This is a genomic window from Sphingomonas sp. BK036 (assembly GCF_004216825.1).
In the GTDB taxonomy this organism is placed as follows: Bacteria; Pseudomonadota; Alphaproteobacteria; order Sphingomonadales; family Sphingomonadaceae; genus Sphingomonas.
On the sequence record NZ_SGXR01000006.1, the window covers coordinates 19533 to 31966 of the forward strand.

14 protein-coding genes and 1 tRNA gene are annotated in these 12434 nt (G+C 67.1%); 13 read left to right on the top strand and 2 right to left on the bottom strand.

The genetic code is table 11. The features are described from left to right. The first annotated feature begins 57 nt into the window (after positions 1-57). The 5 genes from EV283_RS13370 (at position 58) to EV283_RS13390 (ending at position 5135) form a co-directional block, all read left to right on the top strand. Positions 58-927 carry a bifunctional hydroxymethylpyrimidine kinase/phosphomethylpyrimidine kinase gene (locus EV283_RS13370; RefSeq protein WP_130326216.1) on the top strand — a complete coding sequence of 290 codons (870 nt, stop codon included), beginning with the start codon at positions 58-60 and terminating at the stop codon, positions 925-927. Next, positions 915-1553, top strand: coding sequence for a ribonuclease HII (locus EV283_RS13375; protein ID WP_130326218.1), 639 nt, complete (start codon positions 915-917; stop codon positions 1551-1553). Before EV283_RS13370 ends, EV283_RS13375 begins: the two co-directional genes overlap by 13 nt. Before the next feature lie 175 nt (positions 1554-1728). Next, entirely contained in the window at positions 1729-2868 is a 1140-nt protein-coding gene (locus EV283_RS13380) for a site-specific DNA-methyltransferase (RefSeq protein WP_130326220.1), read from the top strand. Between the two features lie 256 nt (positions 2869-3124). After that, positions 3125-4183, top strand: a complete 1059-nt coding sequence (gene folP, locus EV283_RS13385; RefSeq protein ID WP_130326222.1) for a dihydropteroate synthase — start codon at positions 3125-3127, stop codon at positions 4181-4183. Between the two features lie 67 nt (positions 4184-4250). Then, positions 4251-5135: a bestrophin family ion channel gene (locus tag EV283_RS13390; RefSeq protein WP_107957670.1), complete on the top strand. Its 885-nt coding sequence runs from the start codon at positions 4251-4253 to the stop codon at positions 5133-5135. A gap of 38 nt (positions 5136-5173) precedes the next feature. Here EV283_RS13390 and EV283_RS13395 read toward each other — a convergent pair whose 3' ends face one another. Beyond that, positions 5174-6589, bottom strand: coding sequence for a sigma-54 dependent transcriptional regulator (locus EV283_RS13395; protein ID WP_130326224.1), 1416 nt, complete (start codon positions 6587-6589; stop codon positions 5174-5176). Positions 6590-6727: 138 nt separating this feature from the next. On the opposite strand from EV283_RS13395, the gene EV283_RS13400 reads away from it, so the two are divergent. The 8 genes from EV283_RS13400 (at position 6728) to EV283_RS13435 (ending at position 11803) form a co-directional block, all read left to right on the top strand. Beyond that, the gene (locus tag EV283_RS13400) at positions 6728-6850 is read left to right on the top strand and encodes an aa3-type cytochrome c oxidase subunit IV (protein WP_107957672.1); all 123 of its coding nucleotides are present in this window, start codon (positions 6728-6730) and stop codon (positions 6848-6850) included. A 4-nt stretch (positions 6851-6854) separates the two neighbouring features. Beyond that, on the top strand, positions 6855-7976 hold the full coding sequence (locus tag EV283_RS13405; protein ID WP_130326226.1) for an NAD(P) transhydrogenase subunit alpha: 1122 nt from the start codon (positions 6855-6857) through the stop codon (positions 7974-7976). 59 nt (positions 7977-8035) lie between these two features. Next, complete coding sequence (locus tag EV283_RS13410; protein WP_130326228.1) at positions 8036-8425, top strand: endonuclease domain-containing protein; 390 nt, start codon at positions 8036-8038, stop codon at positions 8423-8425. A 41-nt stretch (positions 8426-8466) separates the two neighbouring features. Then, a complete protein-coding gene (locus EV283_RS13415) occupies positions 8467-8682 on the top strand; it encodes a type II toxin-antitoxin system HicB family antitoxin (RefSeq protein ID WP_130326230.1) in 216 nt (71 codons plus the stop codon). A 19-nt stretch (positions 8683-8701) separates the two neighbouring features. Then, on the top strand, positions 8702-9007 hold the full coding sequence (locus EV283_RS13420) for an NAD(P) transhydrogenase subunit alpha (protein WP_130326232.1): 306 nt from the start codon (positions 8702-8704) through the stop codon (positions 9005-9007). Positions 9008-9120: 113 nt separating this feature from the next. Continuing rightward, positions 9121-10608 carry an NAD(P)(+) transhydrogenase (Re/Si-specific) subunit beta gene (locus EV283_RS13425; protein WP_130326234.1) on the top strand — a complete coding sequence of 496 codons (1488 nt, stop codon included), beginning with the start codon at positions 9121-9123 and terminating at the stop codon, positions 10606-10608. 113 nt (positions 10609-10721) lie between these two features. Next, positions 10722-11663 (top strand): MarR family winged helix-turn-helix transcriptional regulator, encoded by a 942-nt coding sequence (locus EV283_RS13430; RefSeq protein WP_130326236.1) that lies wholly within the window; start codon positions 10722-10724, stop codon positions 11661-11663. Positions 11664-11727: 64 nt separating this feature from the next. Next, positions 11728-11803: transfer RNA gene (locus tag EV283_RS13435), tRNA-Val, on the top strand. Between the two features lie 16 nt (positions 11804-11819). Here EV283_RS13435 and EV283_RS13440 read toward each other — a convergent pair. Beyond that, positions 11820-12380 (bottom strand): helix-turn-helix transcriptional regulator, encoded by a 561-nt coding sequence (locus tag EV283_RS13440; RefSeq protein ID WP_130326238.1) that lies wholly within the window; start codon positions 12378-12380, stop codon positions 11820-11822. Positions 12381-12434: the final 54 nt, after the last annotated feature.

The window sequence follows — 12434 nt, forward strand, 5'->3', positions numbered from 1 at the left end:
GACCAAACCGCGCGAGCGTCTATACTTCCTATACTTCACTTTTCCCGCAGCCCGCCGATGACCGCCAGAATCCTCATCATAGCCGGCTCCGATTCAGGCGGCGGCGCGGGCATCCAGGCCGACATCAAGACCGTGACGATGCTCGGCGGTCACGCGATGACGGCCATCACCACGATCACCGCGCAGAACACGTTGGGCGTACAGGCGGTCCACACGGTGCCCACCGACATTGTCCTCGCGCAGATTGACGCAGTGGTCAGCGACATCGGCGTCGACGCGGTAAAGATCGGCATGATCGGCTCGGCCCAGACAGCCAACGCCGTAGCCGACCGCCTAACCTCCCTGACCTCCTTGTTCTCCCGCAAAGGCGGGAGCTCAGACTGGACTCCCGCCTTCGCGGGAGAACAAGGAGGGGCAGGGCGCCATCACCAAGCACGCATCCCGATAATCTTCGACCCGGTCATGATCGCCACCAGCGGCTCCGTGCTCGCCAACCCGGCGACCATCGCGGCCTTCGCCCGCCTCATGCGGATCGCCACGCTCGTAACCCCCAACCTCCCCGAACTCGCAGCACTCGGCGGCGAGGCAGCGGTACGCGCGCTCGGCCCGGCCGTGCTGATCAAGGGCGGGCACGGCGAGGGCGCGCAGATCACCGACCGCCTCGTCACCGACGCCGGCGAAACGCGCTGGACCAACCCCCGCATCGAAACCCGCCACGCGCACGGCACCGGCTGCACGCTCGCCAGCGGCATTGCCACCGGCCTAGCCCAGGGCATGCCGCTCGACGCCGCGATAGAGCGTGCGATCGCGTTCGTTCGCGCTGCGCTTGCGCACGCGCCGGGGCTCGGTGCAGGGCACGGTCCGATGGGACACGCGCTCGGCGTCAGCCCGTTCGACCAGTTGAAAGACCGCCAATGCCCGGCATGAAACACGAAAAGCTCTGCGTCGGCCCCGTCGCCGGCGTCGACGAAGCCGGCCGCGGTCCGCTCGCCGGGCCGGTCGTCGCGGCCGCGGTGATCCTGCCCGCCAAGGGCGTCCCCCGCGGCATCGACGATTCGAAGAAACTCTCCGCCTCCGAACGCGAACGGCTCTGCGCGCGCCTCAAGGGGTGCGCGATCGTCGGCATCGGCATCGTCGAGCCCGACGAGATCGACACGCTCAACATTTACTGGGCGACGATGAAGGCGATGACGCTCGCGGTCGACGCGCTCGCCATCGAACTCGGCCACGCCCCCGGCCACGTCCTGGTCGACGGCAACCGCCTGCCGCGCTGGACCTACCCCGCCACCCCGCTGGTCGGCGGCGATGCGAAATCGCTGTCGATCGCCGCCGCGTCGATCGTCGCCAAGCACACGCGCGACCTGATCATGATCGCCGCCGCCGACGTCCATCCCGAATATAACTGGCATTCGAACAAGGGCTATGGCTGCGCGCATCACATGAAGGCGCTGCGCGACCACGGCCCCACGCCGATTCACCGCCGCAGTTTTGCGCCCGTCGCCGCGGCTTATCTGGCGTGCGAGGGACTTTTCGCAAAGGAAGCGACGAGCTGAGTCTTTCGCGCCACACCCCAAGGGCTTGAGCCGCGAGTCTGTCACGACTCAACATCTGGCGCGCGCCGACTCATTTGGTCGCATCGACGGAATCGCGGCGAAACGCCGTTAACGATTGTTTGCTTGACGGAGTCGGACAATTCCGCCGCTATGGGGGTGATAAGGGGCGGAAAACATGGGTTTGATCGACACGATCGCGCGGCCGCGCGCGAAGAAGGCAGCGGAACCGGCGGTTAAGCCAGTCCTCCCGCTCGACCAGATCCTGCGCGGCGACTGTATCGAGCGCATGAAGGCGCTCCCGTCGAATTCGATCGACATGATCTTCGCGGACCCCCCCTATAATCTCCAGCTCGGCGGCGAACTCTATCGCCCCGACGGCAGCCATGTCGACGCGGTCACCGACGACTGGGACAAGTTCGACACCTTCGCCGCCTATGACCGCTTCACCCGCGCCTGGCTCAAGGAAGCACGCCGCATCCTGAAGGACGACGGCTCGCTCTGGGTCATCGGCAGCTATCACAACATCTTCCGCGTCGGCGCGGCGGTGCAGGATCTCGGCTACTGGATCCTCAACGACATCGTCTGGCGCAAGACCAACCCGATGCCCAATTTCCGCGGCACGCGCTTCACCAACGCACACGAGACGTTGATCTGGGCGTCGAAGGGCGAGAAGGCGAAGTATCACTTCAACTACCGCGCAATGAAGACGCTTAACGACGAGCTCCAGATGCGCAGCGACTGGGAATTCCCGACCTGCGGCGGCACCGAGCGGCTGAAGAAGAACGGCACCAAGGTCCATCCGACGCAGAAGCCCGAGGCGCTGCTCTACCGCATCCTGCTCGCCTGCACCGAGCCCGGCGACGTGGTGCTCGATCCGTTCTTCGGCACCGGCACGACCGGTGCGGTAGCCAAACGCCTCGGCCGCAGCTGGATCGGCATCGACCGCGAGGGCGACTATATCGAGGCCGCGCACGAGCGGATCGAGGCGGCGTTGCCGCTCGACGAATCCGCGATCCGCACGATGATGAGCCCGCGCACGCAGCCCAAGGTCGCGTTCGGCGTGCTGGTCGAGAACGCGTATCTCGCACCCGGCACGGTGCTGACCGATTCGAAGCGCCGGTGGCGCGCGACGATCCGCGCGGACGGCTCGCTGCTCAGCGATTGCGGCACGATCGGCTCGATTCACAAGCTCGGCTCGACCTTGCAGAACGCGCCCGCCTGCAACGGCTGGAGCTTCTGGCATTACGAGAGCGACAAGGGGCTCAAACCGATCGACGATCTCCGCCAGACGTACCTGCTAGCGACGACCGTCTGAGCCACACCGCGCTCGAGTAACCGCGTCACCTAGCCAATCAGGTCCCCCAGCCAATCTCGTCACCCCAGCGAACGCTGGGGTCTCCCACGGTGAAGCGCAGTGGACGCAGCGGGAGATCCCAGCGTTCGCTGGGATGACGGTCGGGGGGCATGATAACCCTTTGCCAACATGACGGACGTGCCGCCGTGCCGGCCACCGTGGTTTAATAGGACGTCGCGGCTTTCGCAGAGCGGACGCCATGGAGTAGATCCCGGCGATGACCAGCCTCCACCTCCGCCCCGTTCAGTTCGTCGACACCCCGATCGGCCACCCCGACGGCAATGCCGCGCGGCTCGCCGGCGGCATGCAGTGGTTCGCAGCCTATGAGGTGATCGAAGGCCGCGCCCGACGCACGATACCGGTCGCCGACGTCGCGACACTCGGCGATCGTGCCGCGCGCCTCCACGCCGCCATCACCAGCCCCCGCGCCGCGCTCCAGCTCGGCGACCGCACGCTCCGCTTCGACCAGCCCGTCATCGCCGGCATTCTCAACGTCACCCCGGACAGCTTCTCCGACGGCGGCAAGCATGTCGACGACCCCGCCGCGGCGGCCGCCGCCGGGATCGACATGGCGGCGGCTGGCGCGACGCTGATCGACGTCGGCGGCGAATCGACCCGCCCCGGCGCGGCGGCGGTCTGGGAAGGCGACGAGATCAAACGCCTCGTCCCCGTCGTCGAGCGCCTCGCGTGCGCCGGCGCGATCGTCTCGGTCGACACGCGCAAGGCGGCAGTAATGGAGGCCACGCTCGCCGCCGGCGCGCATATCGTCAACGACGTCGCCGCGCTGCTGTGGGACGATCGCGCGCTGAGCGTGGTCGCCAGAAGCGGTTGCCCGGTCGTGATGATGCACTCGCCCGATCCGAAAAAGGGCGGTCACGGCGACGGCGGGTACGCCAACGTGCTGACCGACGTCTTCGACTGGCTCGAAGCGCGCATCGCCGCGGTCGTCGCGGGCGGCGTCGATCGGTCGCGGATCATCGTCGATCCCGGCATCGGCTTCGGCAAGACGCTCGCGGAGAATCTCGCGCTGCTCAACGGCCTTGCGATCTTTCACGGGCTCGGCTGCCCGATCATGCTCGGCGCCAGTCGCAAGCGGCTGATCGGCGCGCTCTCGAACGAAGCGCCCGTCGACCAGCGCCTGGCCGGGTCGCTGGCGCTCGCGGTGAAGGGGGCCGAGGCGGGCGTCCAGATTCTGCGCGTCCACGACGTCGCCGAGACGGTGCAGGCGGTCAGGATCTGGCGCGGGCTGCGCGATCAGTCGCTGGTGGGGGGCTGATCGCCGCTGCATTGCAGCGAAACGCCGCTTCGCGCATTAGTTGCAGACCTTAACAAGGAGCTGTCGCTTGATCGTTACTGCAACACCACGTCTCGGCCAGATCCTGAGCGAGGTCTGGCGTCCGCTGCTGGGCCTGTTCGTCTGGGACGTGATCGTCACGATCACTTACTATGTGCTGCCCTTCCACGCGCCGGCCTTGCCCCTGACGCTGTTCGGCACCGCGCTCGCGCTGTTCCTCGGATTTCGTGACAATTCCGCGTATCAACGCTGGTGGGAAAGCCGCGGCCTCTGGGGCTTGATGATCAACGCCTCGCGCAACCTTGCGCGGATGGCGCGCAACATGCTGCCCGAGCCCGAGGGGCACGACATGAAGCGGACCATCGTCCTGCGCCAGATCGCCTATGTGAACGCGCTGCGCTGTCAGCTGCGCAAGCAGCCCGCGCCACCCGAGGTGCTGCGATTCCTGTCGAAGGAAGAGGCCTCGTTTGCGCTCGATCGCACAAATATCGCCAACGGCCTGCTCGACGGTACGGGACGCCGGATCGACATCGCGCGGCGCAACGGCTGGATCGACACGATCCAGCAGACCCAGTTCGAGGCAATCCTGGTCGATATCGCCAACGCACAAGGCGGCATGGAGCGGATCAAGAACACCCCGCTTCCCAACCAATACCGGTTCTTCCCGAGCCTGTTCACGCGGTTGTTCTGCGTACTGCTGCCGATCGGTCTGGTTGAGTCGCTGGGCTATGCGACGCCCGTAGGCTCGACGATCGCCGGACTGATGTTCCTCGCGGTTCTGCAGATCGGCGACGATCTGGTCGATCCGTTCGCGGACACGATCCACGACGTGCCACTGAACGCTATGTGCCGGACGATCGAGATCGACCTGCTACAGGCGATCGGCGATCCCGCCCCCGAGCCGCTTAAACCCGAGAAGGGCGTGCTCTGGTAATTGGGAGGTGCTTGCCTAAGTCCGTCTGACCAACCCGTTCACGCGGCGTTGTCGATCCCCAAATCGCTAAGTTTGCGGTACAGGGTCGAGCGGCCGATGCCGAGGCGGCGGGCGACTTCGGTCATGCGGCCGCGATAGTGGCCGATCGCAAGGCGTATGACGTCGGCCTCGATCTCGTCGAGCGCGCGCAGATTGCCGTCGGGGCGAAAAAGCGTCACGCCGCCACCGCCCGCGGCCACGGTGGCCGGGCCACGCTGGCGATTACCAAGTGCGGCGATCTGCGGGAAATCTTCCTCGGTTAGCGCTGCCCCCTCGCACAACACGGCGGCGCGGAAGAGCGCGTTCTGGAGCTGGCGGACGTTGCCCGGCCAGTCGTAATGGACCAGCAGCGCAAGCGCGGCGTCGGTAATACCCAGCGGTCGCAGTCCCGGTTGCTCGGCGATCCGCGCTAGCAAGTGGCGGGCGAGTGCGGGGATATCGCCGGTCCGTTCGCGCAGGGGCGGGATCGTAACTTGGACCGCGTTCAACCGATAATACAGGTCTTCGCGGAAACGCCCCGCCTCGACCTCGTCGAGCAATCGCTGGTTGGTCGCGGCGATCACTCGGACATCGACCTCGCGCGACTGCCGCCCGCCGATCGGCTGGACTTCGCCGGTGTGGAGGAGGTGAAGAAGCTTGGCCTGCGCCACGAGCGGCATCTCGCCAATCTCGTCCAGGAACACCGTACCGCCATCGGCATCGTGGAACCGACCGATCTTGCGCTCGAACGCGCCAGTAAATGCGCCCATTTCGTGCCCGAACAGTTCCGATTCGATCAGATTGGCAGGCATCGCCGCGCAGTTGATCGTGATCATCGGCTTCTTGGCGCGAGGCGAGGCGGCGTGGATGGCTTCGGCGACGACGGCCTTGCCGACTCCGCTCTCGCCCTCGACCAGCACCGCGACGCGCGCGCGCGCTGCCTTTGCCGCGATTGCTAGCGCCGCGCGAAAATCGGGTGAGGAACCGATGATCTCGTCGAACGCGAGGAGGGCCGGGATTTTTTCGGTAAGCGGGCGGAGCTCGCCCGCAGCGGTGCCGGCAACGGCTGCTTCGAGTGCGGCGAGCACCCGGTCGGGCGCGAGCGGCTTGACGAGGAAGTCGGTGGCACCGGCGCGCATCGCGGCGACCGCATGCGCGACCGAACCATTGGCGGTGAGCATGAGGATCGGCAGCGCGGGGCGGCGGTCGCGGAGTTCGGCGATCAGCGCGGTCGCATCGCCGTCGGGCGCGGAATGATCGAGCAGGATCGCATCGAGCTGCATCCCGTCCTGCGTGCCGAGCGTGGCGATCGCCATTTCGCTATCTGTCGCAAATACCGTGCGCCAGCCGCCACGCGAGGCAAGCGTCGCCACCAGCCGGCGCTGCGCGGGCTCGTCGTCGATCAGCAATACTAGGCGCTGGCCGTTGCGCGTCATGGCGAATCCTGTCCCGTTCCGGTACGGGCAATAGCGCAACCGAGTAAAGGGCGCCTTAAATGTCGCGCTTGGCGATCCCGAATGTGCCGGTTAAGGTCTGGGTGTAGAGGTGGCACACAAAGGATTGGGACAAGAACCATGGCCGGCAATGGAGACATGAAGGCGCATTCGGCGACCTATTCGAGCGTGACCGGCATGATGAAATGGGGCGCGGTCGGGTGCGCACTGGTCGTCGCGCTCGTCATCTGGCTGATTTCGTAACGCCATGAAGATCGCCGTCCTCAAAGAGCAAGCGGACGGCGAGCGGCGGGTGGCCGCGACGCCGGAAACGGTCAGGAAATTCATCGCGCTCGGCGCGACGCTGGCGGTCGAGACGGGCGCCGGCGAGACCGCGTCGATCGCGGACGCCGCCTATGCCGACGCCGGCGCGTCGGTCGGGGATCGTACCGCGACGCTGGCAGGGGCCGACATCGTGCTCGGCGTGCAGGGCCCCGACCCGGCGACGCTCGGCGGCGTCGCGCCGGGCGCGTGGATCGTCGCCAGCCTCAACCCGTTTGGCGAGCGCGCCCGGGTCGAGGCCTATGCCACGGCGGGGTACGAGGCGCTGGCGATGGAATTTATGCCGCGGATCACGCGCGCGCAGTCGATGGACATCCTGTCGTCGCAGTCGAACCTGTCGGGGTACAAGGCGGTACTCGACGCGGCCGCCGAATATGGCCGCGCCTTCCCGATGATGATGACCGCGGCGGGCACGATCAGTGCGGCCAAGGCGTTCGTAATGGGCGTCGGCGTCGCCGGGCTCCAGGCGATCGCGACCGCGCGGCGGCTGGGCGCGCAGGTGTCCGCGACCGACGTCCGCGCCGCGACCCGCGAGCAGATCCAGTCGCTCGGTGCCAAGCCGATCTTCGTCGAGAATGTAGCAGGCATCGAAGGCGAGGGGACGGGCGGCTATGCCGGCGAGATGTCGCCCGAATATCAGGCGGCGCAGGCCGAGCTCGTGTCCGGGCACATCGCCAAGCAGGATATCGTCATCACGACCGCGCTGATCCCCGGGCGCCCGGCGCCGCGGCTGATCTCGGCGGCGCAGGTGGCGAGCATGAAGCCGGGCTCGGTGATCGTCGATCTCGCGGTCGAGCAGGGCGGCAATGTCGAGGGTTCGGTCGCAGGCGAGGTGGTCGTCGTGAACGGCGTGACGATCGTCGGCCACCGCAACGTGCCCTCGCGCCTCGCGACGGACGCGAGCGCGCTGTTCAGCCGCAACCTGTTCAATTTCCTGAGCGCGTTCTGGGACAAGGAGGCTGGGCGACCGGTGCTCGACGCCGAGATCGGCGACGCGATCCGCCTGACCCAAGGCGGCAGAATCGTGAACGCGCGGCTGGCGTCGTGATATTCCTCCCCGGCACGGGGAGGGGGACCGGCGCAGCCGGTGGAGGGGGCGTCCCGCCTATGCTGCGTCCTGAAGTATCGCTGGCGCGCCGACTACGCCGCGAGATGAGCCTTCCAGAGGTGCTGCTTTGGGAGCATCTGCGAGGACAGAAGACCGGCTTCAAATTCCGCCACCAGCATCCCATCGGCCCCTATGTCTGCGACTTCTACTGCGCTGCTGCCAAGCTGGCGGTAGAGGTCGATGGCGAATTCCATGGCCGCGGCGATCGCGTTCAGCGCGATGCTGATCGCGACCGATTTTTCGCGCAGAATGGCCACCGGGTGCTGCGTGTGGCCGCCAGCGATGTGCTGGGGGATATCGAGGCCGTGGTGACGATGATCGTGTCGTCTGCGGCCCGCCCCCTCCACCAGCCTGCGGCTGGTCCCCCTCCCCGTGCCGGGGAGGAATGATGTATGGTATCGTTGCTTCTATGGCTCTTGTGGAGCGGACGATGAAACCTCAGGTTTATGAAGTCGTGATCCGGCCGCTTCCGGTGGCCGATGGTGGTGGGTATCTTGCGGTCGCCCCCGCGCTGCCGGGATGCAAATCCGATGGCGATACGCCGCAGGATGCGCTCTCGAACGCCTATGATGCGATCGCCTGCTGGATCGAAGCCGCCGAAGAATTGGGACGCGCCGTCCCTGCCGCGACACGCGCCGCAGCGTGAGAGAGTTGGGAACCGAATAATGGACTTTATCGCGATCCTGTCGATCTTCGTGCTGGCGTGTTTCGTCGGGTATTTCGTCGTCTGGGCGGTGACGCCCGCGTTGCATACGCCGCTGATGGCGGTGACCAATGCGATCTCCAGCGTCATCATCGTCGGCGCGCTGATCGCTGCCGCCGCTGCCGGGATCGGTGCCGGTTCGGGCGTCGCCAAGGCGCTCGGGCTGGTCGCGGTGGTGCTGGCGAGCGTCAACATCTTCGGTGGCTTTGCGGTCACCGCGCGGATGCTGGCGATGTACAAGAAGAAGGAACGGCCGGTCGCGAAGTAGCGACCGTCATCTCGGCGAAGGCTGGGATCTCGCGCGGCGTCAGTGCCGCGCGAGCAACCGGGAGATGCCGGCCTTGGCTGGCATGACGACGTGGGTAAGTGGGGATGGACGCGATGCATGAACTGACGGTCAGCCCCTGGGCTTCGCTCGCCTATCTGGTCGCGGGGGTGTGTTTCATTCTCGCGCTGCGCGGGTTGTCGAGCCCGGCGTCGAGCCAGCGCGGCAACCGCTTCGGTATCATCGGCATGACGATCGCGGTCGTGACGACGCTGGTGACGCATGTCCCGTTGCGCTCGGTGGCGGTGCCGCTGGGGAACCCGCACGCTGCGATGATCGACTGGGTCACGGTCGTCGAGATCCTCGCGGCGATCGGTGTCGGCGCCGCGATCGGCCTCGTCACCGCACGCCGCATCGCGATGACCGCGATGCCGCAGCTGGTCGCCGCGTTCCACAGCCTTGTCGGGCTCGCCGCGGTGCTGGTCGGGGTCGCCGCCTATCTCAACCCGCAGGCGTTCGGGATCTCCGACCTCGTCGTGCCGATGATCGGTCAGCCCTTCGCGGTGATCCACCCGGTCAGCCGGATCGAGCTGGGGCTCGGCGTCGCGATCGGTGCGATCACGTTCTCGGGCTCGGTCATCGCGTTCCTGAAACTCAACGGGAACATGGGCGGCAAGCCGATCATGCTGCCGGGGCGCCACGTCATCAATCTCGCGCTGCTCGCCGGTATCCTCGGGCTGATCGCGTATTTCGTCACCGACCAGTCGGCGTGGATCTTCTGGACGATCGCAATCCTCAGCTTCGTCATCGGCTTCCTGCTGATCGTCCCGATCGGCGGCGCGGACATGCCGGTGGTCGTCAGCATGCTCAATTCCTATTCGGGCTGGGCAGCGGCGGCGATGGGCTTCACGCTCCACAACAGCGCGATGATCATCACCGGTGCGCTGGTCGGCAGCTCGGGCGCGATCCTGAGCTACATCATGTGCCGCGCGATGAACCGCAGCTTCATCAGCGTGATCGCCGGCGGGTTCGGCGCGGTTGCGGATACCAGCGGCGGCGGTACGGCGATCGATCGCCCGTGGAAGCGCGGTTCGGCGGAGGACGCCGCGTTCCTGATGAGCCAGGCCGAACAGGTCATCATCGTCCCCGGCTATGGCATGGCGGTGGCGCAGGCGCAGCACGTCCTGCGCGAGATGGGCGACAAGCTGAAGGCCGAGGGCGTCCGCGTGAAATATGCGATCCACCCGGTCGCGGGGCGCATGCCGGGGCATATGAACGTGCTGCTGGCGGAGGCGAACGTGCCGTATGACGATGTGTTCGAGCTCGAGGACATCAACAGCGAGTTCGCGCAGACCGACGTCGCGTTCGTGATCGGCGCGAACGACGTGACCAACCCCGCCGCCAAGACCGACAAGAGTTCGCCGATCTACGGCATGCCGGTACTCGACGTGGAAAAGGCCAAGACGGTGCTGTTCATCAAGCGATCGATGGGCGGCGTCGGCTATGCCGGTGTCGATAACGACCTGTTCTACCGCGACAATACAATGATGCTGCTTGCCGATGCCAAGAAGATGGTCGAGGATATCGTCAAGGCGCTCGACTAGGCGACCGGTTTGGCGCTGGCGCTAAGTTCCCCAACTCGAACGAAAGTCGATCCAGTTCGGGTGTAATACGTGCGAGCGCCAAGGCTAGTCTTCGCAACCCAGCGGAGATAGCCATGACCCCACTCGACGGCGACTTTATCGATACGCGGTACGACACCGGGATCGACGCGATCCTGATTACGGCAGAGGCCGCACCCGACCGTTTCGCCGCGGCGCTGGCGGCGGTCGGCGGGCGGATCGTCGCCCGGATCGGGTGGGAGGCGCCGTTCGGCCTGCACGCCACACCGCAGCTGGTGGTGGTCGAGGCGGCGGGCGTGGACGCCGCCGTCCTTGCCGACCATCTGCCGCGGATCGTCGCGCGCGCGGCCGTCCTGGAGGCCGCGCTGGTAGTCGCGATGGACGACGACCAGATCGATGCGGTCGCAGCGGCGACCCTGGGCGGCGGCACGACTCTGCTGGTCGATCCCGGCGTTGCGGACTGCGTGGCGGCGATCGTGGTCGCTGCCGAGCGCGCGCGCAGTCCTGCGGGCGTGTTCGATGCCGGGCGCGAGACCGATGGCATGCGGCTGGAGCGGCTGAACACCGAGGTGGCGCGGATCGCCGAGGCGCTCGCGCGGCTGACCCGGGCGGAGTTTGCAGGCGATGCGCCCGCCGCGCCGATCGTCGGCGACCGGACGACCCGCTACGGCGCGCAGCCGTCGCTCGCCACGCCGAGTGCTGCGGACGTCCGGCGGGCGATCCGCGCGCGTCGGTTGCGCGACCAGTTTTTCGGCACCGCGTTGTTCGAGGATCCGGGCTGGGACATGCTGCTCGACCTTTACGCCGCCGAGCTCGAACAGGCGCGCGTCTCGGTATCGAGCCTGTGCATCGCCGCCGCGGTCGCGCCGACGACGGCGTTGCGCTGGATCGCGCGGATGACCGACACGGGGCTGTTCGAACGCCGCCCCGACATGCACGACCGGCGGCGCGCGTTCATGGTGCTCTCCGAGCGCGCGAGCGAGGCGATGCGGGGCTATATCCTGGCCACGACGGGGGCGAATCTGCGGATTCCGTGACCGCGCCCGCCCTTTTAGCTTGCCCCGGCCGCCGGGCTTTGGCATCGCACCTCCACCCGAGAGGGGGCGATTAGCTCAGTTGGTAGAGCGTCTCGTTTACACCGAGAATGTCGGCGGTTCGAGCCCGTCATCGCCCACCATCCCCGCATTTGATCGTTACAGGTCGCGGACGAGCCGGATCGCGACCGCTATCCAGGCGGGGTCCTTGATCGTCTGTGGCTGCGTGCCCGCGCCCGGCGGCAACAGGGTGACGCCGTCGCCGCATCCGATCAGCCGTCCGAACGCGAACCGGCCTGCGGGTTGCGGGACGAGCACGTCGCGGTTGAGCATGGTCGCAAAGCCCTCGGGCGCGACCATCGCACACCAGATCACGTCGCCCACGCGATAGTCGCCGATGCCGCCCGACACCGTCACCGCGATCTGACCCGATGCGACCTGCGGCGGCGCGACCGTCGTGGTGCGCCGGGGGGCGTGTGCGCCGCGCGCGTCGAGGATCGCGGTGACGGGCAGGTCGGCGCGGTCGGGCAGCGTGACGAGATCGGCGGCGTCGACGCCCAGCGCGGCGGCGATGCGGTTGAGCCAGCCGACCGAGACGGTGCGCGTGCCGGTTTCGAGCCGGCCGATCGTCTGCGCCGTCGTCGGCGGGACGCAGCGTCGCGCGACCTCCTCGAGCGTCAGGCCCTTGGCGCGGCGGACTTCGCGGATGGCGGTGATCATCGGCAGGCTCCAAACCAGATGGGTTATTCCTCTGTCCTACAACCGTGCCGATAT